This window comes from Methanohalophilus portucalensis (assembly GCF_002761295.1).
GTDB classification, from domain to species: Archaea; Halobacteriota; Methanosarcinia; order Methanosarcinales; family Methanosarcinaceae; genus Methanohalophilus; species Methanohalophilus portucalensis.
Genome location: NZ_CP017881.1, coordinates 1,042,740 through 1,068,406 on the forward strand (window position 1 = coordinate 1,042,740; position 25,667 = coordinate 1,068,406).

The window sequence follows — 25,667 nt, forward strand, 5'->3', positions numbered from 1 at the left end:
CACCAAAATAAAAAGAAAGATTTATCCAATGCACTGTTACTATTATCTTCATTAGAAATAAATTTAAAGTTTGAGGAAAACGGATGAAAATTGCATATCTGGCAAATTCTATAATACCTTCAAGAACTGCAAACAGCATACATGTAATGAAAATGTGTCAGGCTTTTGCAAAAAACGGACATGATGTTGTTTTATTGGTGCCCAATAGATATAGTGAAGAGGAAAGTGTAGATAATGTTTATTCATTTTACGGGGTAGACGATTGTTTTGAAATCAAAAAAATGCCCTTTAAAAAAATAAAATATGCAGGCATGGTTTATAAATCTCTACACATTTTGAATGTATTGGGTAGTATAAAGCCAGATTTTGTTTACTCAAGAGATTTGCCATCTTGCACTTTTGTGGCGATGAAAAATTATGATACTTTTTTAGAATTACATCAACCTCTAATATCCAAAGTCAATTCCATGTTTTTTAAGCTCCTCATCAAACAAAAAAACTTCAAAAAACTTATAGTTATATCGAATCCTTTAAAAGATATATTTAGTAACAATTATTCACTAGCTGATAACTATATACGAATCTTACCCGATGGTGCCGATGAAGTCTATGATTTTAGTCCAATTATTGATTGGCCTGGCAAAAATGACAATTTACAGGTAGGGTATGTTGGGCATTTATATAAAGGAAAGGGAATAGAAGTTATAGAAAATATTTGTCATATGAGTTCAGATGTTGATTTTCACATAATAGGTGGTTTGGATGAGGACATTAAATACTGGAAAAACAGGATTAATTCAAATAATGTAACATTTCACGGTTTTGTGCCACAAAGCAAACTCAGCTACTATATAAATTCACTGGATGTTTGCCTTCTTCCAAATCAAAAAACGATTCTCCCTCATGGGGCAAAAAGTAATAAAAGTAATATATCCGATTTCACATCTCCTCTGAAGATGTTTGATTACATGGCTCATAAAAAAGCAATTGTAGCATCAGATTTACCGGTCTTAAAAGAAGTTTTAAATCACAATAATGCAGTTTTGGTGGACCCTGAAAAGCCTGATGAATGGATTGATGCCATTGAGAAATTAAAAGATAAACATTTGAGAGAGAGAATTGGCAAATATGCATATGATGATTTAAGAAAAAATTATACTTGGTCCATGCGAGCACAACAAATTTTAAAAATTTATAATGGACATTATAGTCAATAATTTTTATTTTATGGGGTATGTTAATGAAACTACTAGTAACAGGCACAGCAGGATTCATCGGTTTTCATCTTGTCAAGAGTTTGGTTAATTCAGGACATGAGATCATTGGAATGGATAGTATCAACGATTATTATGATGTCGACCTGAAATTTGGGCGGTTGCAAGAAACAGGAATTGAATCAGATGAAATTGAATACAATAAACTCATTGTAAGCAATAAATTTCCAAACTACAGATTTATAAAACTGGATTTGGAAGACCATGACAATATTAATTCGCTTTTTGAAAGTGAAAATTTTGACGTAGTATGTCACCTTGCAGCCCAGGCCGGCGTTCGATACAGCATAACCAATCCGCACTCATATATCCAGAGCAATATTGTGGGATTTCTGAATATCCTTGAAGGCTGCAGATATAATGATATCAAACATCTGATTTATGCCAGCAGTTCAAGTGTTTATGGCCTCAACAAGAAAATGCCATTTTCGACACAGGATAATGTGGATCATCCTGTAAGTCTGTATGCTGCAAGTAAAAAGTCCAATGAACTGATGGCACATACATACAGCCACTTATATGGAATACCCACTACAGGACTTCGTTTTTTCACGGTATATGGTCCATGGGGACGTCCGGATATGGCTTATTTCAAGTTTACAAAGGCTATTATTGAAGACAAACCAATTGATGTCTACAATTATGGCAATATGGAAAGGGATTTTACCTATGTGGATGATGTTGTGGATGGCATCATGAAAATTGTAGACAGTGAACCCCCAGAAGGAAATAATGAATGGTCCTGCGATGGCCCGAATCCATCCAGTTCAAAGGCTCCCTATAGAATTTACAACATCGGGAACAACAGTCCTGTAAATTTGCTTAAATTCATTGAAATCCTCGAATCAAAATTAGACAAAAGAGCAAATAAAATATATTTGCCCATGCAGCTGGGTGACTTAAAGACAACATATGCAGATGTTGAAGACTTAATTAGGGATTTTGGTTATAAGCCTACAACGTCACTTGAGCAAGGGATTGGTGAATTTGTAGCTTGGTACCAGAGGGTTTATAATGTTTAAAGAATTTTACTATTTACTATAAGTATTATCTTTTGATTACTATGGCAAAGAAAAATGTAGCAATTTTAATACATTCGCTTAGCAACGGCGGGGCTGAAAGAGCTGTATCGAATCTATTGCAAAACATCCAAGACATAGATAAAAAATATCTTTTTGTATATACAAATAAAGTTGAATATGATATAAAAGCTGAGATAATAGATTTAGATATAAAGCAATTAAACTCTTCAAAAGTAAGTATAATGAATATATTTAAAAAGATATTGATTTTATTTAGGGCCGTATATAAGCTAAAAAAATATAAAAGAAAATACAATATCGGAACAACAATAAGCTTTCTACAGGACCCTAATATATTAAATGTCTTATCTCGAAAAAACGATAAAATTATTTTATCGGCTCGTGTTTATAGATCAAAGGCTAAACGAACTACAAAAGATAAAATATATGATACTCTTATCAGGCTTTTTTATAATAAAGCAGATTTAATTATAGCCGTATCAGAAGGTATAAAAATTGAATTAATGGATAATTATGGAATAAAAGAAGAAAAAATTAAAGTAATATATAACTTGGTAGAAAAAAACAAAATTAATAATTTACTTGATGATGAAATAGAGGACGAATTTAAACATATATTTGCAAATCCAGTTATAATCAATGTAGGCAGATTAAATCATCAAAAGGGGCAATGGCACTTAATACGCTCGTTTAGTATGGTAAAAAAAGAAGTAAGAAATGCAAAATTGGTTATTCTGGGCAGAGGTCCATATGAACACAACCTCAAAGAATTATCAAAAAAGCTGAGCCTTGAGGATGATATATTTTTCTTAGGATTTCAGCCAAATCCATTTAAATTTATTAACAAATCAAAAATATTTGCTTTTTCTTCATTGTATGAAGGATTTAGCAATGCATTATTGGAATCTATGGCTTGTGGGGTGCCTGTTATATCAACTGACTGTAAAACTGGACCAAGGGAACTTATAGTAGATGGTTCGACGAACGAATACCAATATTCAAGAATAGAACATGGTTCATATGGTCTTTTAACCCCTACTTTTGATGGAAAATTTTATAGTGCAAATATCCCATTAACAAATGAAGAAAAAATTTTTGCTGATGGGCTTATATCATTGCTGACCAATGATTCTTTGCGTGAATATTATAGCAAAAAGGCTGGAGAGAGGTCCGATGATTTTAGTGTAGATAATATAATTTCACAGTGGGAAAAAGCGATATACTAATTGAGAAACGAAGCGAATAAAAATCAATTCGGATTTTCTCATATTAATATGTATTCTGTAAAATTTCTCACAGCCCCTTCTCCCCCGGATTTATCTAGTATAATTATATTTTCCAAATATTTCACTTCGTTCTGGGAATTCATGGGACAAGCAGCTTTGCCAACATTGCTAAGCAATTCAATATCGTTTATATCATCACCAATATATGCGACTTCATCCAGTGTTATTCCTTCCTGCTGACAAATTTCTTTGGCTATTTTCAACTTATCCTTTACTCCCTGGTATAAATAGTCAACTTTAAGTTTTTTAGCTCTGCACGTCACGATCTCGGTATTTTCACTTGTTATGATACCTGTTTTCATTCCAGCCTTCCTGAGTAGTTCAATTCCTTTGCCATCATGGGTATTGAACTTTTTTAGCTCATCACCACTTTCGCTGTAGTACATTCCGGCATCAGTTAAGACTCCATCTACATCCATCAAGAAAAGTTTTATTTGATTGTTCTGCGATGGTTTAAGGATATACTTTCTCATCAAATTTTCTGCAATATTCCAATCATCGGGCTCATCCAGTTCTATACTGGTGTATTCAGGCATTTCATAAATCGCAATATTTCCAGATAAACGGTTTTGGTTTTCCAATATGTTTTTTATCTGGTTTATGTAAAAAGCTCCGTTTTCCACTAGTGTACCCTTGAAATCTTGCCTCCTTGGACGGTGCAGGTAATCATAATTCAGTGGATCACCCTCTTCATCCCAGATAAACCGTCTCAAACGTGCACATGTGAGCAGAGAATCCCTTTTGTTGTTCCATAATAGGCTAAAAGCATCATCGAAATCTTCGGGTTTTGTCATTGGAGAAGTTGCCTGGACAAGTACAAAAAAATCTTTTTCATTATAGTCGCTATTATTCAGGTATTCAAGCATAACGGATTCTGTGGAAGCTTCATCCCTTGCATTCGCAGGATTGCGCCAATAAATTTCTACTTTAGAAAAATTAAATGAATTCACTGTATCGGCTACTTCATGGCAGTCTGTTGCAACAACCGCTTTATCGATTGATTTTGAATCTTCAAGGGCTTTAAGTGACCAATAAATTAATGGTTGGCCACAAAAAGGCTTTATATTTTTTAATGGAATTGATTTACTGCCACAACGAGCAGGGATAAAAGCTATATTCATAGTCATCTCCTGTGGAATAATCAAAATTGATGTTTCAATTTTTCTCTTTGTACTTTTTCGATATCTAATATATCTTCACATTTGTAACGCAATGCCTTGTAGGTATTATTTAGATCTGTTACTAGGGTACTAAGATCACGTGGTTCAAGAGATGCACTGTGGTCAGTACCTTTCCAGGTTCTATCTTTGGTAAAGTGGCGTTCTATCCATCTTGCACCCAATGTATAACAGGCTATATCTACAGCAGTACCCAGATGGTGGCCAGAAAATCCAATCTCTTTGACTCTATCCTCATACTCTTCATAAAGTCTGTTAATTTCCAGAATACACAAATCTTCATATGGAACGGGGTATCCTGAAGTACAGGCATATATTACCAGTCTGCTCTTTGCAGATCCATTTTCTTCAAAGAAAGCGATTAAATTTTCTTCTTCTTGCTTTTCGGTCATTCCAAATGAAACATGGACTTCTCCTCTGTATTCGTCTCTCAACACCTTAAGCATTTCAAAATTATTGTTGCTGGCAGAAGGCACCTTTATTATCTTTGGGTTAAGTGAAACAATCTCTTTAGCAGAAGTTATGTCCCATACAGAAGTAGAATATTCAATTCCTTTTTTTTCGCAATACTTTTTCAGCTGCGCATGTTGTTCTTTGGTGAATTCCAAATATTCTCTATGTTCTCCGTATGTATCACCATATGAATTTATTGGGTTGGGGTGCGGGGCATTATATTGTTCAGGGGTTAGGAGTTCTGATGGATTTCTTTTTTGGAATTTGGCCACGTCTGCTCCACATTCTTTAGCTAAATCAATAAGTTCCAGAGCAATATCGAAATTACCCTTGTGGTTACAACCGATTTCTGCTATTACTTTTGGTTTTTGGTAGTTAAATCCATTCATATTTATCATCCAGAGAATTAATGTATATTTTATTTTTCAGACTGAGAATTATGTATCAACCAAGTTATACTCTGCCATATATGTCTTTATATCGTATTATGTCATCTTCCCCAAAATATTCTCCAAGTTGCACCTCTGATACCATCAATGTCTCATCTGGTGACTCATTTGATATTTTATGTTTGCACCCCTTTGGGATGAATACATAGTCTCCAGCATATACTTTTTTTATAGACTCTCCAATAGTTGCTTCTCCTGAGCCTTTAATTATAACCCAGTGTTCTTCTCTCTTTTTGTGTTCCTGTAGGCTTAATTCTCCTTTTGGGAGGATTTTTATAATTTTTGCTCTTGTCTTATTATTTAAAAAAGTTGTTTTGTAATATCCCCAGGGCCGATTATATATTTCATGGTCCAATTTCTTTTCATTCAGAGAAAAGAAATTATATTTGACATTATACTCAATATCTTCCAAAAGCAACACATGGAATTGTTTTTTTGTTATTATATTTATTAATCTATGTTTGTCATCTAATATTGGTAAGAAATTTATCTTTTGAGATTTGAATTTTTCAGTAACTTCTTCAAATGATGCACTGGTATATATGTATTCAAAGGTAGCATTTGTTACTGACCCAACTTTGTCATTGGTTTTCTTTCCTTTTAGAATCCCTCTTCTAATATCACCATCACTGAGTGTACCAAAGGTTTTATTCGTGTTATCCACTACAATCAAAAATCCATAATGGTTCCTATCTATCTTCTCCATGGATTTTTTTATAGTTTGTTCTGGTTTTATGATATATGGATTCAGATTCATTTTGTTCACATTTTGTTTAATTGGTAGCAAGATTTAAATTAACAAAAGTTATGAATATAATTTTCGTTTATATTAAGGAATGGCGGCACTTTTCATGTCTCATGTTTATATGAAAATGCCCTTATTTCTCTGGAGCATAAATTCTCTATCCTAGAAAGGTCTTTATCATCCAATAATTCAGTATAGTGCCTTCTATCTTTTCGATATTTATTCTTTGTTTTTGGTAACTTTATGTCCTCTGGTAGCCCTAATTTTTGTTTAATATATCTCAAATCATCTTCCATATTTTCATATTTTCCTACAAAATCGACTGCAATTTCATTATTTATTGAATATATATACCAACTGGAAAGTGGTCTGTTGAAAGGTCTGTCTTTTAGATTCTCTATATAATCTGAAATATGTGGAGGATTTTCCAGGTCTTTAGTATTCCAATAGTAACTGCTAATTGCCTTATCATAGGGGTTACGCTCAAAACTAAATTTGAAATACTCATTCCATAACTTTTGTCCAAGGTGCTTTTTTACAAAGAATGCTGGTATATGTTCATAATACATGCAAAATGGTTTAATGGACATATATAAAGGGTATAATTTGTTATGAGACTTAAAAAAATCTCCTATTTTTTTTAAATGATTATTTATAATATAATTTTGTGGACCTGTATGTCCCAATTCCTCACGTACCATTTCGTCTTCATTACCAATTGTTGTAATAACATCTTGAGATCCACAAAATTTGGATAAAGCAATTTCTAAACTTGTTCCTGCTGTTTTTTTTGTTTTCAAAAATATAAACTTGTATTTATGGTTTATTATCATTGTCTACTCTCTCTTCATCAGTAAAATATATCATCGATTTGATAATAATGTGCAGCCATTATTTAGAATTATATACAATTGTCTTTTATAAATCAATTATATATAGCATTTTGTGAAAAGTGGTTATATTTGTATTTGCTCTTCATTATCTAATATAAAATTTGTGGAATTTTTCATGAAAGAATATTTATTGATCGGATCATTTAATACATTGGAGGAATTTATTGAACTCCACCTTTACAATCAAAGATATATGTGAAAAAATCTGGCAACTTGAAGATAGATACAATCTTCTGGATTATGAAATAGAAAGGGTAAAGATCTGGCAGTATCTTCGATACAAGATTTACGTAGAAATATCAAAAGAACTTGAAATATTCAATCAGCCGCATACAGAAAAATATAGTCTCTTGGATTTGGCTCGTGCATTCCCCAAATATCTCTATTATTCTATAACTAAAAATCCATTATTAGGAAGCTACAAAAAAGACATACTTATATTTGATCACAATCGGAAAATAATCCTGAACAATGAATATGTGGATATCTATACTAAATATTTAATTGATGAACTTAATGATAACGAATATGAGGTAATTGAAAATCCTTATCTGCATAGTCATTTTATGAAAAATGATCCTCTGCGTAAGTATTTGGACTATGCATATTTGTCTTATTATCCAAAATCGCTCTTTTCTTTTAAATTTACACCGGAACAAAAATATCTCATAAATAAAATAACATATGAATTCAATACGCACTTCGGTATAAATCTGGATCTGGCAGATTTATTTAACAAATATTTGAAAATATTCCTTCATTTTTATGGTTTCTATGATCGATTAATTAAGAAAAGAGGATATAAAAAAGTATATGTAGTTGTCTCTTATGGGCCAGTTATAGTTCCACTGATTGCTGCGGCTAAAAATAACAATGTTCAGGTTATAGAATTACAACATGGAGTAATCGGCCCATATCATCTGGGTTACAATTTTCCAAACTATAGTGGTAAATTAGACTATTTCCCGGATATACTCTACAGTTTTGGGGATTATTGGAATGAAACGGTTAATTTGCCTATCTCTAAAGAAAACATCGTTACTTATGGTTATCCTTACATGCGAGAGATGATTGAAAAATACAAGCATCTTCCAAAAAAGACAAATCAGATATTGTTTATTTCTCAGGGTGCAATTGGACTGGAATTATCTAAATTTGCGTATCATTTAGCTGAAAAATTGGATAATTACAAAATAATATACAAACTCCATCCTGGAGAATATGACCGCTGGAAGGCTGAATATGCCGAACTCGTCTCTGCAAGCAATTTGGATAATGTGGAAGTGATTGATAATAATGATAAAAATCTATATGAATACTTAGCTGAATCGCCTTTGTTGGTTGGGGTATTTTCCACAGCAGTTTATGAGGGTTTAAGTTTCAAATGTAAAACTTTTTTAGTTGATTTGCCGGGTATTGAGCATATGGAATATCTATTCAGTAAAGGTATAGTTAAAAAGGTAACTAACCCTGATGAATTATTGGATTCACTGGAAACATTTGAACCATCACCTTATGACGAAGAATATTTTTTCAGGTCGGTTTGATTATATCTTAAAAAAATGTCGCCAGATTACATGAATACATATATTTATTATCTATCTCTGTTCGTCATCTCTTTCAATCTTCTCAAAACTTTTAAATTGGATTGAACAATACAATTGCAGCAATTATTTTAGTAACAATTTCAAGAAGTGTGGGCCATGAAAACAAATTATCCGGATAAATTGAAATATTCGATTTTGCCATTCACAGGTATACTCCTGTGTTTTATTATAGCATTCTACATAAGAACAATCCCTGCAGAAAGCGTATTCATCTCTGAAAACTTCGTGCGTTTTGGAGGCAACGATCCCTGGTATCACCTGAGAAACGTGGAATCCATCCTGCATAATTTCCCTTCAATGCTCTGGTTTGATGCTCATACCAATTACCCTCACGGTACAAGTCAGGTCTTTGCCCCCCTGTTTGATCTGGTGCTTGCCAGTATTATATGGATAATCGGAATGGGCAATCCCTCCACTGAACTTACTCATACAATCTGTGCTTATTACCCGGCCTTTCTGGGTGCTGTGATAGTGATCCCTGCATATTTTGTAGCCAAATGGGTTTTTGATGACAGGCGTATTGGACTACTTGCAGCTTTTCTCATCGCTATTGCACCCGGTCAATTCCTCTCCCGATCCCTAATCGGCTTCAATGACCACCATGTTGCAGAAGCCCTGCTCAGCACGGTTGTTGCTATGTTTCTGATCTTTGCCCTGAAACGCAGCGAAGAACATGATTTGAGTCTGTCTTCCCTGAAGGAAAAAAGACTGGCACAGATGAAACCTATCCTTCCCTATTTCCTCCTTGCCGGTTTCTTTTTAGGCGCCTACACCCTTGCATGGAAAGGAGCCCTCTTTTTCAGTTTCATAATCGGTGTCTACATTACGGCCCAGCATATAATTGACCACATGCATGGCCGCTCCACGGAGTATCTGGCTATCGGTGGGATGGCAATCTTTGCCGTGGCACTTGTAATGGTACTGTTGGCTCCTGAAATAGGAAACACCAAATCCCGACAAATATTTGGACTGACAGCGGGTCTTGTGGCATTTCCTCTTCTCTCTGTGATATCGTACTACATGAGGGAAAAACAACTCAACCGCTATTACTATCCACTCTCTGTAGCAGCTCTTTTTGGTGGAGGTATCCTGCTGGCCCGTGTGGTCTCCGAATCGGCCTATGCTCTGGTTACCAGTGTCTTCAGTTATTTCATGCGCACAGGCGGCGGTCTCACTATCGCTGAAGCCTCCCCTCTCCTGATGCGTGGAGGACAGTTCACCCTACAACCCCTCTGGTACAATTTCGCTCTTGCAGGTATCCTCTCCTTCTTCGCCCTGGCAATCCTGGCCTATATTGCCATCTATCGCCATAACAACCGGGAGCAGACCTTCCTGATAGTCTGGTCTGTGATGATCATCTGGGCCATGCTGCAGCAAAACCGTTTTGCCTACTACTACTCGGTCAATGCAGCCATCCTTTCAGCATACTTAGGAATCAAAGTGCTGGACCTGGCAGGCTGGAAAGATATCAAGAGTCCTTTTGCCGAAGCGACATCCAGTATAAGCGACTGGCTCAAACAGATCAAACCGGTCCATGCAGTTGCTCTTGTACTGGTGGTGCTGGTACTGGCTTATCCGTCCTATGACCTTTCCATGCAGCAGAATCAGGGTACAGGCGGACCCAATGGTTACTGGATTGAAGCGACCCAGTGGATGAAATACAATACACCCGATCCCGGTCTGGATTACTATGAAAGTTATGAACAACCTCCCGAAGGTGAACTCTATCCCTATCCCGATGAAGCCTACGGAGTAATGTCCTGGTGGGACTACGGTCACTGGCTTCAAGTCATCGGCCACAGGATACCCAACGCCAATCCTTTCCAGCAAGGAATCGGTGGCCGACGCAACAGTATGGAGGAAGAGAACAAACCCGGTGCATCCACCTTTTTCACCGCCCCCTCTGAAGCAGAGGCTACAGCAGTACTGGAAGCCGTACATCCCGACCCCGACAAAGCAGGGGCACGTTACGTGGTCTCCGATGTGGAAATGGCCACCGGGAAATTCTATGCCATGGCTGCCTGGACTCTGGATACCGATAATTACTATGTGCAGGCCCAGACTGCCCAGGGTACCCAGACAGTACCCGGAGAGCGGTATTTCAACACAATGGAAGCCCGGCTGCACATCTTTGATGGTGATGGTCTCAAACAATATCGTATGGTGCATGAGACACCTGCTCGTAATACTGCAGAGAGTGGCTACAAGCAGGTCTACAATGTCCTTTTTGGCGGTAATGTTGAAGTGGTAAATACCGGTTATGTGAAGATCTTCGAGTATGTGGATGGTGCTACTATCACAGGACAGGCACCTGAAGGTGAAAAAGTAACCATTACAAATACCATCCGTACCACTACCGGCAGGACTTTTGAGTATTCCCAGTCCACCACGGCCACAGATGGTACCTATGAATTCGTGGTGCCTTATTCAACAGAAGGGCCAATGTCAGGCCAGACACAATTTGATACCGCACCCACAGGTTCCTACAAGGTTTCCTTCGGGGATACCACTGAATCCGTACGGGTAAGTGAATCGGCTGTTTTGAATGGTGGGGAAATAGAGGTCTAAGATCTCTATTCTCCCTTTTTCTGATTTTCTTGAATTCCTTTTTTTTGTTGTCGATATCGATTAATATAATTAAAACAAAACAACCAGATACCTATGGTTTCACACAATAATGCAATTGATACTTACAAAAAGCAACTCCATAAAATGCTGCCAAAATTAAAAGAGGAGTATAAGGTCGCTTCTCTTGCTGTATTTGGTTCTTATGTCAGGGGAGAACAAACGAATAGTAGTGACCTTGATATACTGGTCGAATTCAGTGAAACTCCGGGATTGCTTGAGTTCATTGAACTTGAAAACTATCTTTCTGATACTTTAGGAATAAAAGTTGATCTTGTGCACAAAAAGGCTCTAAAGCCAAATATCGGGAAAAATATACTGAATGAGGCCACACCGGTATGAAGAATGAACGTCAAGTCTGCCAGATTCTCCACAACATACAATAATATCGCAATCTTCTGAATCAAATATCCTATTGTAACTAATTTTCCCACTGATAAACAACCTTATATGCCTACAGGATCACCTTCAGACCATGAATGCAGGCACTAACAGAAAGAACATCAAGCCAGGGTTAAACGTAGGAATAGTTCTAAAGCAGGACCAGAAGAGCGGCAAAATAACCAGAGGTATTGTCAAAAGAATTCTCACCAAATCTTCATCTCATCCCCATGGAATTAAAGTACAACTGGAAGATGGTAGTGTCGGAAGGGTGAAGTAAATCTATTGATGCTGGGTCATTTGGTCCGAATTCTCATCACGTTTAATTTATATAGTATACTCAAGTATACTCAAGTATATGGCAACAACTACAATTAAAGTGGATTCTGAAGTAAAAAACAATCTTGATAACCTGAAGCTGTTTCCCAGGGAGTCATATAATGAGGTTCTTTCCAGGTTGGTTGGGATGGCTTATGATGAGGAGCCTTTGAGTGAAGATACTCTCAAAAGAGTTGAAGAAGCCCTTCACGATCTCAAGGAAGGAAATTATTACACACAGGAAGAAATAGAAGCTGAACTGGAGCTTCGCTAATGTATACTATCCTGTATTCACCGGGTGCAAGAAAAGATTTACAGAAGCTACCCGTTGATATGGCAAAAAGGGTAGTTGCTGGCATTAAGGAAATAAAGTCAAATCCCAAAGTTCATGTGAAAAAACTCAAAGGTTCCCCGAAATCTCCTCTATACTCACTAAGAATAGGGGAATACAGGGTGATTTTGAGCATTGATGGTGACAAGCTGATTGTTTTTGTAATAGAAATAGGCCATAGACGCAACATCTACAATAAATATTAAGACTCATAGAGTTCTCTTTTTTGATTTAGTACCTGATCATGCATAATTCGCTATCTACAAATAATAGATAAGAGGTATCCCTAAGCAGGTGAGAGGATTGGACAAAGTGATTAAAGGTAAAGCATGGATCTTCGGTGACGATGTGGACACCGATGTAATCATCCCGGGTAAATACCTGCGCACCACCGATATGCAGGTTTTTGCCGATCATGCCATGGAAGGCATCGACCCTGATTTTTCAAGCAAAGTATCCCCCGGTGACATCATTGTCGGTGGCAACAATTTTGGCTGTGGCTCCTCCAGGGAACAGGCTCCCCTGGCGCTTAAACATGCAGGTGTGGGCTGTGTGGTCGCTAAATCCTTCGGACGCATTTTTTTCCGTAATTCCATAAATGTAGGCCTGCCGCTGATCGAAGCGGATGTGGAATGTGAGGAAGGTGATGAGGTCGAAGTAAATCTCTCCGAAGGCACTGTGAAAGTGGCAGACAGGACTTACAGTGGCCAGCAGATCCCCGATTTCCTCCTGGAAATACTGAGTGACGGCGGGCTTGTGGAACACCGCAGAAAACAGCAGCAGGGCTAAATCCATGATATTCCCTCAAGAATACAAGCATGTGGGTGTAACTCATATTCATCCAGACGAGGATTCAAAAGAACCCATCTATTTTCTGACCCACTACATGCTTGTGGAGAAATGTAATGGAAACAAATGGCTCTATCAGGTGGAACACAGTGGTGAAGACCTGCTGCGCAAAGCCGAATCCGTGGACCTGATCGCAAAACCTGCAAACATTGTAAGTTTCCCTGAAAAACTCAATATAAAGAACCGCTCCCTCCTGATTCAAAAGGCCGCAGAATTGTGTAAAAACGGCATAACCACGGTCATCTTTACTGGAATCGATAATCATGTGACCTTTGTCCATGAACCCGACCCCTCAACAATTCTGGAACTTGAAATCCTGGATATCGCTCCCCCCTATCCTTCCTGGCTGACCGATGTCGTGCGCCGGCTGGAAACTTCGGGTATATTCGGCGATCTCACTATCACGTTCAAAGAAAACACGATCGATCTGACCCGCTTCAGTGGTCCTGATACGGTCTTCCCCTGTTCTTCCTCGGGTCTTGAAGGCAAATGTCTGGATAATGACGTGATCGAAAAACCTGGCTCTTTACTTGTGGGCTGTGAAATTTCCCGCTCTCTTTTCGAATCCCGTTTTCCTGGTCTGGAATATGAGTTTATCAGTCTCTGCCCCTTCACCAGTGATATCGTCAGACCCACAGGTCCCTTCATCGCCCGCTGTTGTAGGGCTGAGAATGCAGGTCAGGTTACAATCAATGGTTTTCCCGGCGCAACCGTGCACTGGGGTGCCTCTGAATTTGATGTGGCAAACATGATCAGGGAACTTGTGGACAGGATCAGGAAGGATTATGCATGAAACTGGCTGTAATTGAAGGGGATGGTGTGGGCAAAGAAGTAATTCCTGCGGCACTGCAGGTACTGGATTGCTTCGACCTCCCCCTGGAAAAAATCCCTCTGGAACTGGGTTATGGTAAATGGGAAAAGACCGGTCAGGCGATCACGGATGCAGACCTCGAAATCCTGAAAAACTGTGACTGTATCCTGTTCGGGGCGGTAACCACGCCGGCAGATCCCAATTACAAAAGTGTGCTGCTGACCATCCGCCGGGAACTGGACCTCTATGCCAATATAAGGCCCTTAAAACCCATAAAGGGAATAAAAGGTGTCACAGGCAACACGGATTTTGATATTCTGGTGGTGCGGGAAAATACTGAAGGATTGTATTCTTCCATCGAGGAAGTGGGTACGGATACGGCCTGGAGCAAGCGCATAATCACCCGCAGGGCTTGCGAGCGTATTGCACAGGTAGCCTGTGAATATGCCGCCAAACGAGCCAATCATCTGACCATTGTCCACAAATCCAATGTGATCAAGGCGGATTCCCTGTTCCTCAATACCTGCAGGGATGTTGCCCAATCCCACAACGTAATTCACAACGCCATGCTGGTAGATGCCATGGCCTATGATATGGTGCGCTCTCCCGAAAAATATGACGTGGTTGTGGCTCCCAATCTGTACGGGGATATCCTCAGTGATCTCGGCGGGGCGCTTGTGGGTAGTCTGGGTCTGCTGCCAAGTGCCAACATTGGAGAAAAAAAGGCTTTTTTTGAACCGGTACACGGTAGTGCTCCCGATATCGCAGGGAAAGGTATAGCCAATCCGATTGCAGCCATACTTTCAGTGGCCATGCTGCTGGACTGGCTGGATAAACCTGAACAGGCCCTCATTGTTAGGGAAGCGGTGGAAGCTTCTATTAATGAAAATATAATGACTGCAGATCTGGGTGGCAACTCTACAACAGTGCAGGTAACAGAGTTTCTGGTGCACTACGTACAATCCCATTGCTGATTTTCAGGTCACACCCAGCAGTGAAGCAATTCCCTTTTCTGTTACCACGGCGCTTCCTCCGCCAATCCACATCATTATCACAAAATCAATCGCACCGGCCAGAGGATGGCCTCCATCCACAACCCGTATCATAAGAGCAGATATAATGGCATGGACTGCTATGATCAGAAGGACCAGAAGGGAAAGGGTCTCCAGGCTTCCCACGTCTGTATGCAGGATCATACCTATTCCTGAATCAACACCATCAGGTGATTGCATGGATGAAGTGAACATGTCCTGCATAAGGTCAACCACACCCAGAGAAATATTCAGGGTAAACGCTATTCCCGCAGTAAGGCCGTACAGGACACCGACAAGACTTGATGCTGACTGGCTCCTTTTTTTCCTGAGAGTAACAATCCTCAGGAAATTGTTTGCGATCATGTCCCCTATGACATCGGGTTTGCCACCCAGGTTCGTGGCTTCGATGAACATCTTGCTGAAACGATCGATAAGATTACTGCCGGTATTTGCTGCAAAGAGCTCCCATGCCCGGAATTTATTGATACGGGTGGTAAGCCTTTTGTACAGTTCATTCACATCCCCTGTCAGAGGCCCGAAATCATGACTTTTCAGGGCTTTCAGGGCATCATCGATCATCCCTCCTCTTGCCCCTGCGGAGCTTCCCAGTGACCTGATAAAAGAAGGAAAATTTTCGTCCTTGCGGCGAATATCCTTTTCCATTTTTTTGGCTATCCTGCCTGTATAGACCAGGGGTGTCACGACAATTGCAATATCTATGGGGGTGGGGAATTTGTCAACAAGCATTAGAGCAACTGCCACAAGCAAACATGCCAGAAGAGAAATTGGAATGGAGCGGTACAGATGTGTCTTTTCCTTTGTCACAATATTTGATTGAATCCATATAGGATCCTTTGGAACCTTGCTTTTTGTGAAAAATAGCATGGCCACATCGACCATGGCAAAGATGGCAATGACCATTCCCATCAGCATCACGGCATCCATGCCGGTGATCACAGGCATTATGAGCGCAAACGAGGCCATGAATATGAGCGCCATTACCAGGGATACGAAAAGTTCCTTGATCACTTCGATCATATACATGGCGCTGTTGTACATCGCTTCATATTGTTTCATGACAACATTCTGTTCAGCTGCCAGAAATGAGCGGATATCTTCCCCGGATTCCAGGCCGTGGGCGAACCGGTCCAGAAAATCCTGATAAATTATTGAGGGGGTAAGTTTGGATACAAAACGGCATGCTGCAGACATACTCAGATTCCAGACGGTTACAAGATTGTATATTTTCCGGCTCTCCTCTGCCAAGGTCTTATAAGCCTTATTCTGTGAAATGATACGGATTATATCAATCCGGGGCGTGTCTGCGGTTGATATGACGCCCATCTGGGTGATGTAGTAATGCATATTATTGTTGATAGTTGCTGCATGTCCTCCTAATACGGACATGGGATAGTATACGGCAAAAATAATACAGAGTACAGGCACAAGTGCCGGGATTATACGGGCATTTCCCACAAACAGGGTGGGCAGCATGATGTAAAAGATAGCCGAGAATACAAATCCGAACACGATTACAGGGAGGGCGAACTTCTTGACATAATCAAGAGGTTCCATATTCATGAGTTTGAACGCTTTCCTGTAACTCATCCGATCATCTCATATACTGAAAGGCAGGCCATGCACACCGTATTTGTAGAAATTTACTATGATCTTCAAAACGTCATGGTAGTCAGTGATATCCCTTTTGATCATCTCATCCAGTATCTTTGCCCTCAAAAACAGGTCATTGTAGATCTGCCTCTTATCCTCATATCCCAGTTTCGTAGCAATCTTGTCCTCCAGGATGAAACTGTTGTTCAACCCCCGGAAACTATGCGTATCGGTTTCCGGTTCCCACTGGAATACCGCTCTTGTGACAACCCCTCCTGCATCCTCGAAATACCCTTCGATCTCTTCTATGGATATGCAGCGGCGCAGGAATTTGCCCTGCCTGTAAACCGCCTGCAGGATCATTGCCACATTCAGGTTATCAATGAAGGTCACGGGTACATTTATGGGATTACCGGTAAGTCTCTGGATCATTTTTGTAACGGCTGATGCATGGAAAGTAGCCAGTACGGGGTGGCCGGTCTGCATACCCTGGAATGCCACAGCACCCTCTTCTCCTCGAATTTCTCCTACAATGATGTAGTTTGGACGGGAACGCAATGCAGCTTTTAGCAGGGTGAACATTTCAACCCTGGATTCCGGTGGTCCGTCCTCACGGGTAATGAGCTGCTGCCAGACTGCCTGGGGAGGCTGCACTTCAGCGGTATCCTCGGCCGTATAGATCTTGGACTTGGGATTTACGAATGCCAAACAGGCATTGAGCATGGTGGTCTTCCCACTTGCGGTTTCTCCACTGAAGAATACACTCATCCCGTTCTCTAGGCACATCCACATATAAGCTGCCATGTTGATATCGATAGCCCCCCAGTTTATGAGCTGGATTATGCTTACGGGCACATCACTGAACTTACGCATCGTGAAACTGCTACCTCTTTTACTGACATCGAGACTGTAAATGATATTGATACGTGATCCGTCGGGTAAAGCACCATCAGCAACGGGTTTTGCATCACTGACCGGCCGGCCGATCCGCTCACTCATACTGCGCAGCCAACCGTCAAGCCCCGCTTCTGTACCGAAAGTCAGATCGGTTTTCATCATGCCGAGTATCTTGTGTATGATAAATACGCCCGAGACGCCAATGCTGTGAATATCTTCCAGATAGGGGTCCCTGATGATGGGTTCAATGGGTCCGGATCCCACGATATTACGCTCGATGTGGTAATGGATATGGGTATACTCAGCCTGGGTGAGGGGAATGGCTTGTTTTTTGGGAATGAGTTTTTGCAGCAGACTTCCGCCTTCAGTATCCCCTGGTAGTTCTCCTCCGTTTCCGACTTCCACGATTTTGTTAAGCAACTTATTGATTGTATCCTTCAACTCTTTTTCAGATTCAGGGACTATTTCTCCTGCAGAATCTTCGAGGATGCGATCAATTATAGCCTCATATTTGCGCTGCTCGTTTTCTGTGAGCTGGGGTTCAACGGCGTAATAATGTGCCTCTCCCATTTTTTGTGTGCCATAGAGATGAATAAATACGGGATCTCCCACCGGGATGATTATATTGACATTTTCAGGATCCAGATCTTTGGGCAGGCTGACCAGAAATTCGGGCCGATCTCCTCCGCGTTTCATAAACCGGCTTACATACGTTTTGAGATGCGGATTTGCCTGCATTGCCTTCTGAAAATTTGCTTGCATTTTTTCATCTCTCTGTTATCATGCCACGGAAGCAATTTCCACTACCAGGCCTACTTTTGGCTCTATCCTGAACCCTATAAGCTGTCCCACTTTACCTTTGGCTCCCGTGAACTTATTCACGATCAGTGTTCTTTTCACTTCCGAGCCCATTGTTTTTGATTTTAATGTCATGTAAATATCCGAGGATGAACGAAACATCGCATTAAGTTCTTCTTCAAGCTGGCCGCTTTCAACTGTCAGGATAATTACTTTCCCCATTCCGTTTAGTTTTTTGAAAAAGGAGATGAGTTCCAGGCTTTTTTCGCTGTTTGCACTGTATTTGATAAGAGCTGAGATCGTATCGATAATAATGATGTCATTATTAAACAATTCCTCTGCCGACATAAGTCTTTCAATAAAATCAAGACGGGATTTTGCAGCCTTTACCAGTGGAATCACAGGGATATACAGCAACCTGTTTTTGAGCAAATGCTGGGCTATTGGGTAATCCAGGGAATACATCTGGTTGATAAAACCCTTGGTGGTCATCTGTGTGGAGATCAGGGTCACATTTGTATCATTTTCAATAAGCCCGTAGGCAATTCTCTGGCTGATGGTACTTTTTCCCTGGCCGCTTCCTCCTTCCAGGACAATGAGAGAACCCGTGGGAAACCCTTTCCCGAGTTTATCGTTGAATTCATCTCTTTCTATTGAGAAAGGATATACGTTGTTTTGCACTTCATCAGCCTCATTCAGTTTCAAAGTTTATTGCATCGGTCTTCCCATTCTCCACGGCAACAAGGATCCTGTGGTCTCCAGGGCTAAGGGATGTTGAAATCTCTAAAATAAGCAGATCCGCCGGACTCCATACCCCATCCTCTTCCTGAAGCCGCGAATTCAGGTCATCGGGGGATACCAGCAGGCCGTCGATGAACACGTCTACATAATCAATAGGTATGCTTGTTTTACCGGTATTTTTCACATAGAAACTGTATGTGTTACTGTTGTTGGGTACAATCTCGGGGTCATTGACTATGGTGATATCCGTGCGGAGTTGATCTGCCATAATATTACTGTTGGTATAGGCAGACGATGTCAATGACTGGACATTGGTATTCAGTACAGCAACTACTGAGACTGCAATTATTACAGCGGCAATGAAGAAGATCATATGGGTAATGGCGGTATCAGCCTCTTCATTTTCTCTTATGTTCCCAGTAACTCGCTTCATCCTTAACATTCCCTTTTTTTAGTCCCGGATATGCTACATTTCAATTAATATGATAGGTAGCATAATCTCCGATGCCGTTTTCAGTAACAAATTTTATGCGATGCCAGTCGCTTCCGTTGAGGTTATCCATTGTGAAAGTAACGGATTCTTCAGGACTCCATGTATGGGTATCGGCTGAAGTATTATAATCCGTAAGCTCTCCATCGACAAGTACATCTATTTGTTCCCAATCCAGTACCCTGCTGCCTGTGTTTGTCACATCTACGGTTATTGTATAACTGGTATTGGATCCGGTATAATTTATTTCCCCGATACTGATGGATGTATGTGTTTTTTCCAGCATCAGTGCATTATTATCTTCTTTGGCCGTCTGCAGGTTATCCTGGGATGCAGCCCAGCCATTATAATATGTGCCACCCAAAAACAGGAATGCTATAAGGAAAATCGCCACCACAACCGAAGTCTCAAATCCCATAGAGTTCCTCCAGGCCGTGTTTTACTTTTGCCATTTCCCGATCGATGGTACTCAACATGTTCCTGTCGATCTTGCGTCCTCGTAATTTTTCAATGAACAGCAGGGATTTGGTATGGTCTTCAGGCAGCAATCTCCAGGTAGGTTTTTCCACATAATAATCAATTCCCCGGGCATAAGCCATTATTTCAGAGCGGACGCCTTCACTGATCCAGCCTATATCGACATAATAGTCAAGGACATCCATGAGATTGTTCCTGCCTACTCTTTCCATGAGGAACTCTATCCAGTTTAAAAGCACAATTATATTGGTAGGTTTCTTCTTGACAATGTCAAGATCCAGCAGAGGCAGTTTTCCGGCAAACTCTTCTTCATAATCGTTTTCTACTGTATCTCTATCGGGTTTTGCCTTTTTGGTACTGTGCTGATCCGGCTGGCTAGCAATACCATTTTCGAGTGAATTCATACGTTCGGCTGTTTCCCCGTTTGTTATTGTCAGGTCTTCAATCCTGCCTTCAAGAACGTCTGCGCGCTGGGTAAAACTGTCCATAGCCTGAGAAATCCCTTGCATGCGTTCATTGGTATCAACAAGGGCATCTGCAAACGTTTCAAGTTTGCCATTTATGGCCTCGATATGTTCTCCGGTTTCGGGAGAGACACCTGATGCAGCAGTTTTTTGCTCGACATTTGCAATCTCATTTCTCAGCATCTTCATGCTTTTTGAGAGTTCGTGGATGTGTTCTTCGTTCTTGTCAAACCTTTCAAGAATTTCTTTATTTTCCTCTTCTTCGCCCACAAAAGGATTGACCTGGTTTGAAACAACTTCATACAAAGATAAAAGGTCCAGAACACTTTGATCTATCTTCTCGATGGTTTCTTTTACTTCTTTGTTTTCGTTTTGCACCATCGAAACGGTAACATCGATCTTGGAGATCTTATCCTCAAGCTCTGCTATTCTCCGGGTGTTTTCTTCAGCTATATCCGAATCTGGCGAGTTGTCATAATCCTCGCTAGACTGCCCGTCTGAATAGTCCTCATCAAAAGGCGGCTCACTGGCAAAATCGTTGTCCTCATCAGGCAGGGAAGATTTGTCTTGATTCCCTTTTTTCTTAAAGAATTTTGATTTGAGGCCCTGGATTGTTTGCCCGATTCCCGCCATGCTATCACGGATTATGCTTTAGTAGTATATAATTGTATATATATTCTGATATACTATTATTTATAAATAATCCAGTTTATTGGCAAATCAGCTCTTGATCCGTGTACCCACACGTTCTCCTTCGACAGGTTCACTCTTTATTTTTTCCTGCATTACGACTTTGTAAATATCCCCTTCACTGGAACCATCCATAACGATTGTTTCAATATTGCATCTCTCGATTATTTTTGCAGCCAGGGGATCGACAGGGGATTTTGAACCAGCTTTCATTTCAGTGGACATTACCACATCAAGCAGTTCTTTGGGAGTCATCACATCAAATTTTATAGCATCAGGGGATGCTGTCGGGTCTTTTGAATATACGCCGTCCACGGAAGTTGCAATCACCATTAACTCAGCTCCCAGATACTCGGCAAGTACAGCGGACACCGTATCTGTGGTCTGTCCCGGGATTACTCCTCCCATTACAATGATTTTGCCGGAGGACAGGGCAAGTTCTGCATCCCTGTAACTCTGAGGTGGTTCTGGATATGCATTTTTGCCCAGGGCAGCTATGAGGAGCTGGGCATTGAGACGGGTAACATCGATGCCTATAAAATCACAGGTGACCTCATTTGCTCCGACCTGCCTGGCAGCTTCTATGTACTGGCGGGCGGCAACCCCTCCGCCGGTCACGACTACCACGGAATGTTCTTTCGAAAGCTCTTCCAGCATGTCGGCGTATTTTGCGAACCTCTCCGGATCCAGGTCCCTGGCAAGAATGGATCCGCCTATTGATATTACTACTAGCATGAATGGTCCTCCGGATATTGTTCAGAAGTATTATGTAAATATATGATATGCAAAATGGGAATAGGGGAAGAATACAGCCTTTTTGTAAAAAAGATATGATGAGGCTGCATTTTCCTACCTTCATAAATGGTATGCCTGATACAATCGCTCTATGCCCAAACCCGGGGCATCTGAAGAACAGTTAGTGATTATGTAATAGATTCCCTCTTCAGACATAGGATTGACCCGGCAAACTTGTTCAAAAAAGTAAAGAGAAAATGGAATAATTATTCCATTGTTATTGCTTCGGTTGGACAGACGTCCACACATGCACCACAGTCCACACACTCTTCAGCGTCTACGACTGCAATGTTTTCATCGTTCATTGAGATTGCTTCAGATGGACATTCGTCCACGCATGCTCCGCAACCTACACATTCGTCAACATTGATTATTGCTACCATATCTATCGACTCTCCTGTTGATTTTTGACGTCTTAATAGACTTCATCCTATCATTAAATAACTAAAATAAAAAGTTATCGATTAGGATTTATAACATCTTGGTATCCCCTTACTTCGAATGAGTAAAGGGCGATTACAGAATCTTTTTAATTTATAAGACATATTTATTTTGGAGTAATATAATGATATTGTAAACACACTCTCAATTTGGGTATATGATACAATGAAAGATGAAAAAGCAGTTTCTCCCGTTGTCGGCATCATGTTGATGATTGCCATAACCATTGTTCTTGGAGTCACTCTGATCTTCTTTGCCACGGCCTTTGAAATAGAGGAGCCTGCACCTTTTGTGGCACATTCAAGTGGGGAACTGATTTCTCATCATGTAGATGGTCTTGCGAAGGATCAGTTTGTCTATATCTATCATAATGGTGGTGATCCAATCAATGTATCTGATATTGAAATTATGGTGAATGCTACTGAAGTCTCTGGAAATCAAGCTGTTATTTTTGATTTGCCTGTAGAAAATTCTCTTGGGAAAGAGAATATTGAGGGTGAATCAGAAATGATAGACAAGAGCCCTGATGGGATTGCCGGAGCAATCAAAGAACCCGAGTTTTCTACAGGTGAATTGATTATGTTTCGTATTAATAGTGGCTCCTGTTCCTTAGAAAAAGGTGACCAGATAACTGTAAAAATCATACATACGCCTACCAACACAATAGTCATCGAAGAAACTCTGACCGCTTCCTGAGGCGCATAAACTTCCAATCCAATATCTTTTTAATAGGAGGAGCTTTAGGGAAAGCCATGAGCACCCCTGACAATTATATCCAGTACTTCCCCCTGGAGCAATGTTATCCCAATCAGAAGGACGCAATGGAGAAGATTCACCGCTCCCTGCTGGAAGAAAATCTGGTGCTTTTTGAAGGAGCCTGTGGGACCGGGAAGACCCTGAGTGCGCTGGTTCCTTCGTTGCATGTGGGAAAACAATTGGGCAAAACCGTGTTCATTGCCACGAATGTCCATCAACAGATGTTACAGTTCATAGATGAGGCCCGCCAGATTAAACGTACCCATGACATCAAGGTCCTGGTCTTCAAGGGTAAGATGAGCATGTGTCCCCTGAAACAGGGGTATGATGAATGCGAGGCCAAACGGGATAACACCTATGATCTAATGGAGATCGAAAAGGAAATCATTCTCAAAAAACAGGAATCAAAGGCTGCCTGGGATGAGTATAAGTCCTCGGGGGAAGCAGCTCATGCTTCTTTGAGGGATGCTGTCGATGAGGAGCGGGAAAAACTCGAGGAAAAAGCAAGTTCCCTGAGGAAACGTTCATGCGATCCCCTGTATGAGGTTTTAAAGGCAGAGGATGAAAAATTCCAGAAATGGCTTTTCCAGGATGTACGCGATCCTGAAGAGGTCAATGATTATGCTGCTGAAAACGGGATGTGTGGTTATGAACTTCTCAAGCGGGAATTGAAAAATGCCGACCTTGTCATAGCCAATTTTCATCATATCCTCAATGATATGATATTTTCCACAATGCTGCGCTGGATGGACAAAGAACCCGAAGATATCATAGCGATATTTGACGAAGCCCATAATATAGAAAACGCTGCCAGGTCCCATTCATCCATTACTTTGACCGAACATACCATTGAAAGTGCCCTGGCTGAACTTAATGCCAATGAAAAAAGTGATCTTTTTACCTCCATGCCGGTTGAGGATGTGGAAGCCGTGCTCTCCATCCTCCTGGAAGTGGTCAGGGATACCTATGATAACCGTTTCAAGTTCGGGGAACGCCAGCGGGTGGGGCGCAACTGGTATGATATACGCATAAGTGACCCCTATGAAAGAAATGATGTGGTTCACGCCCGTTTTATGAGACGGATGAAAGAGACCGGTTATGGGGAGGAAAAACAGGTACAGGAATTGCTCGGGATCGCTGCCGAAGTGGGGGGTTTACTGGATAATGCCTATCATGAACAATACAAACAGGGCCAGACCCCTATCCTGAAAAGATCCCACCTAAAACCCACTGCAGAATTCTTCTCCCAGTATCTTAAACTCTCCAATAACGAAAATTATTATCCGGTACTCAATGTTCGCCGGGATCAGGGTGGGGAGATCTACGGCAGGCTGGAATTGTTCACCTGTATCCCGAAAAACGTTACAGGCCCGCTGCTGGATTCGATCTACTCGGCAATCCTGATGTCTGCAACCCTGCGTCCCTTCGATATGATCAAAAGCACGCTGGGTATCACGCGGCAGACATGCGATCTGGCCTATGGTCTGACCTTTCCCGAAGAACGCAGATTGACAATTGCAGTATCGGTCCCTCCCCAGTATTCGAGGATACGGGACGATCCCCAGAACCTCCAGATATTAGAACAGGTGTTACAGGACACTATTGAAAATGCCGGAGGCAATGTGATCATCTTCTTCCCGAACGCTTTTGAGGCAAAACGGTATTTCCGTAAATTCGATGGTTTGCTTGATGCCGAACTGTTCCTTGATGAAACCGGGATATCTGCCCAGGATATACGCAAGCAATTCTTCCAGACCGGAGAGCAGGGAGGCAAAGCTGCCCTTTTCACCTATCTCTGGGGTACCCTCAGTGAAGGAGTGGATTACAGGAATGGTCGGGGTCGGGTTGTTGTGGTGGTCGGTGTAGGCTATTCGGCCCTGAATGACAGGATGCATGCGGTGGAATCTGCCTATGATCATGAATTCGGTTATGGTTCCGGCTGGGAATATGCTGTACAGGTCCCCACGATACGTAAGATCAGACAGGCCATGGGCAGAGTGGTACGTTCACCGGCCGATTACGGTGTCAGGATACTGCTGGATGGCAGGTTCATGACGGATTCGGTTAAAAGACTGGGAAAATATTCGGTATACCCCTCATTTCCCGAAGATGAGAGGAAGGAATTCCTTGATGTGGAACCCGGGAAAGTGAAATATTCCCTGCTCAATTTCTTTTCGGACATGGAAGAGCTGTCCTGACACATATATATATGATTGTGAATTAGTTCCAA

26 protein-coding genes are annotated in these 25,667 nt (G+C 40.9%); 14 read left to right on the forward strand and 12 right to left on the reverse strand.

The features are described 5' to 3' along the window. Window positions 1-83 precede the first annotated feature (83 nt). Genes BKM01_RS05450 through BKM01_RS05460 form a run of 3 tightly spaced genes read left to right on the forward strand, consistent with a single transcriptional unit; the run spans window position 84 to window position 3,543 of the window. Window positions 84-1,217, forward strand: coding sequence for a glycosyltransferase family 4 protein (locus BKM01_RS05450; protein ID WP_072358482.1), 1,134 nt, complete (start codon window positions 84-86; stop codon window positions 1,215-1,217). A 23-nt stretch (window positions 1,218-1,240) separates the two neighbouring features. Next, window positions 1,241-2,296 (forward strand): NAD-dependent epimerase, encoded by a 1,056-nt coding sequence (locus tag BKM01_RS05455; protein WP_072358484.1) that lies wholly within the window; start codon window positions 1,241-1,243, stop codon window positions 2,294-2,296. A 41-nt stretch (window positions 2,297-2,337) separates the two neighbouring features. Further along, entirely contained in the window at window positions 2,338-3,543 is a 1,206-nt protein-coding gene (locus BKM01_RS05460) for a glycosyltransferase (RefSeq protein WP_072358486.1), read from the forward strand. A gap of 38 nt (window positions 3,544-3,581) precedes the next feature. Here the strand turns inward: BKM01_RS05460 and BKM01_RS05465 are convergent, their stop codons facing one another. The 4 genes from BKM01_RS05465 to BKM01_RS05480 all read right to left on the reverse strand — a co-directional run bounded on the left by BKM01_RS05465 (window position 3,582) and on the right by BKM01_RS05480 (window position 7,261). After that, window positions 3,582-4,724, reverse strand: a complete 1,143-nt coding sequence (locus BKM01_RS05465; protein ID WP_072358488.1) for an acylneuraminate cytidylyltransferase — start codon at window positions 4,722-4,724, stop codon at window positions 3,582-3,584. Window positions 4,725-4,744: 20 nt separating this feature from the next. Beyond that, a complete protein-coding gene (locus tag BKM01_RS05470) occupies window positions 4,745-5,623 on the reverse strand; it encodes an N-acetylneuraminate synthase family protein (RefSeq protein WP_072358490.1) in 879 nt (292 codons plus the stop codon). Between the two features lie 64 nt (window positions 5,624-5,687). Further along, the gene (locus BKM01_RS05475; protein ID WP_072358492.1) at window positions 5,688-6,440 is read right to left on the reverse strand and encodes a CBS domain-containing protein; all 753 of its coding nucleotides are present in this window, start codon (window positions 6,438-6,440) and stop codon (window positions 5,688-5,690) included. 92 nt (window positions 6,441-6,532) lie between these two features. Further along, window positions 6,533-7,261 (reverse strand): sulfotransferase family 2 domain-containing protein, encoded by a 729-nt coding sequence (locus BKM01_RS05480; protein WP_072358494.1) that lies wholly within the window; start codon window positions 7,259-7,261, stop codon window positions 6,533-6,535. Window positions 7,262-7,485: 224 nt separating this feature from the next. On the opposite strand from BKM01_RS05480, the gene BKM01_RS05485 reads away from it, so the two are divergent. From BKM01_RS05485 to BKM01_RS05525, 9 genes are all read left to right on the forward strand, one after another. Beyond that, window positions 7,486-8,868 (forward strand): hypothetical protein, encoded by a 1,383-nt coding sequence (locus BKM01_RS05485; RefSeq protein ID WP_072358496.1) that lies wholly within the window; start codon window positions 7,486-7,488, stop codon window positions 8,866-8,868. 156 nt (window positions 8,869-9,024) lie between these two features. Then, entirely contained in the window at window positions 9,025-11,496 is a 2,472-nt protein-coding gene (locus BKM01_RS05490) for an oligosaccharyl transferase, archaeosortase A system-associated (RefSeq protein ID WP_072358498.1), read from the forward strand. 93 nt (window positions 11,497-11,589) lie between these two features. After that, the gene (locus BKM01_RS05495) at window positions 11,590-11,895 is read left to right on the forward strand and encodes a nucleotidyltransferase family protein (RefSeq protein WP_072358500.1); all 306 of its coding nucleotides are present in this window, start codon (window positions 11,590-11,592) and stop codon (window positions 11,893-11,895) included. A 133-nt stretch (window positions 11,896-12,028) separates the two neighbouring features. After that, window positions 12,029-12,214 (forward strand): YwbE family protein, encoded by a 186-nt coding sequence (locus tag BKM01_RS05500; RefSeq protein WP_072358502.1) that lies wholly within the window; start codon window positions 12,029-12,031, stop codon window positions 12,212-12,214. A gap of 78 nt (window positions 12,215-12,292) precedes the next feature. Then, window positions 12,293-12,526: a DUF7557 family protein gene (locus BKM01_RS05505; protein WP_072358504.1), complete on the forward strand. Its 234-nt coding sequence runs from the start codon at window positions 12,293-12,295 to the stop codon at window positions 12,524-12,526. Then, window positions 12,526-12,789, forward strand: a complete 264-nt coding sequence (locus BKM01_RS05510; protein WP_072358506.1) for a type II toxin-antitoxin system RelE family toxin — start codon at window positions 12,526-12,528, stop codon at window positions 12,787-12,789. The genes BKM01_RS05505 and BKM01_RS05510 overlap by 1 nt, the downstream gene beginning before the upstream one ends. A gap of 106 nt (window positions 12,790-12,895) precedes the next feature. After that, entirely contained in the window at window positions 12,896-13,372 is a 477-nt protein-coding gene (locus tag BKM01_RS05515) for a 3-isopropylmalate dehydratase small subunit (protein ID WP_084006282.1), read from the forward strand. A gap of 4 nt (window positions 13,373-13,376) precedes the next feature. Continuing rightward, a complete protein-coding gene (locus tag BKM01_RS05520) occupies window positions 13,377-14,225 on the forward strand; it encodes a DUF7714 family protein (protein ID WP_072358510.1) in 849 nt (282 codons plus the stop codon). After that, window positions 14,222-15,217 carry an isocitrate/isopropylmalate dehydrogenase family protein gene (locus tag BKM01_RS05525; protein WP_072358512.1) on the forward strand — a complete coding sequence of 332 codons (996 nt, stop codon included), beginning with the start codon at window positions 14,222-14,224 and terminating at the stop codon, window positions 15,215-15,217. The genes BKM01_RS05520 and BKM01_RS05525 overlap by 4 nt, the downstream gene beginning before the upstream one ends. A 3-nt stretch (window positions 15,218-15,220) precedes the next feature. On the opposite strand, the gene flaJ is transcribed toward BKM01_RS05525, so the two are convergent. From flaJ to BKM01_RS05565, 8 genes are all read right to left on the reverse strand, one after another. After that, window positions 15,221-16,885, reverse strand: coding sequence for an archaellar assembly protein FlaJ (gene flaJ, locus BKM01_RS05530; protein WP_072358514.1), 1,665 nt, complete (start codon window positions 16,883-16,885; stop codon window positions 15,221-15,223). 9 nt (window positions 16,886-16,894) lie between these two features. Further along, on the reverse strand, window positions 16,895-18,547 hold the full coding sequence (locus tag BKM01_RS05535) for a type II/IV secretion system ATPase subunit (RefSeq protein ID WP_072358516.1): 1,653 nt from the start codon (window positions 18,545-18,547) through the stop codon (window positions 16,895-16,897). Window positions 18,548-18,565: 18 nt separating this feature from the next. Further along, window positions 18,566-19,288, reverse strand: a complete 723-nt coding sequence (locus tag BKM01_RS05540) for an ATPase domain-containing protein (protein WP_233125569.1) — start codon at window positions 19,286-19,288, stop codon at window positions 18,566-18,568. Further along, window positions 19,275-19,757 carry a flagellar protein G gene (locus tag BKM01_RS05545; protein WP_233125570.1) on the reverse strand — a complete coding sequence of 161 codons (483 nt, stop codon included), beginning with the start codon at window positions 19,755-19,757 and terminating at the stop codon, window positions 19,275-19,277. Before BKM01_RS05545 ends, BKM01_RS05540 begins: the two co-directional genes overlap by 14 nt. Before the next feature lie 40 nt (window positions 19,758-19,797). Next, window positions 19,798-20,232: a hypothetical protein gene (locus BKM01_RS05550; RefSeq protein WP_072358520.1), complete on the reverse strand. Its 435-nt coding sequence runs from the start codon at window positions 20,230-20,232 to the stop codon at window positions 19,798-19,800. After that, window positions 20,222-21,388 (reverse strand): FlaD/FlaE family flagellar protein, encoded by a 1,167-nt coding sequence (locus tag BKM01_RS05555; protein WP_072358522.1) that lies wholly within the window; start codon window positions 21,386-21,388, stop codon window positions 20,222-20,224. The genes BKM01_RS05550 and BKM01_RS05555 overlap by 11 nt, the downstream gene beginning before the upstream one ends. A gap of 87 nt (window positions 21,389-21,475) precedes the next feature. Next, the gene (gene pyrH, locus BKM01_RS05560; RefSeq protein WP_072358524.1) at window positions 21,476-22,180 is read right to left on the reverse strand and encodes a UMP kinase; all 705 of its coding nucleotides are present in this window, start codon (window positions 22,178-22,180) and stop codon (window positions 21,476-21,478) included. Between the two features lie 266 nt (window positions 22,181-22,446). Then, a complete protein-coding gene (locus tag BKM01_RS05565; RefSeq protein ID WP_072358526.1) occupies window positions 22,447-22,623 on the reverse strand; it encodes a 4Fe-4S binding protein in 177 nt (58 codons plus the stop codon). Between the two features lie 223 nt (window positions 22,624-22,846). Here BKM01_RS05565 and BKM01_RS05570 point away from each other — a divergent pair, with 223 nt between their 5' ends. Continuing rightward, window positions 22,847-23,377: a type IV pilin gene (locus BKM01_RS05570; protein WP_072358528.1), complete on the forward strand. Its 531-nt coding sequence runs from the start codon at window positions 22,847-22,849 to the stop codon at window positions 23,375-23,377. Between the two features lie 56 nt (window positions 23,378-23,433). Next, complete coding sequence (locus BKM01_RS05575; protein WP_072358530.1) at window positions 23,434-25,635, forward strand: ATP-dependent DNA helicase; 2,202 nt, start codon at window positions 23,434-23,436, stop codon at window positions 25,633-25,635. Window positions 25,636-25,667: the final 32 nt, after the last annotated feature.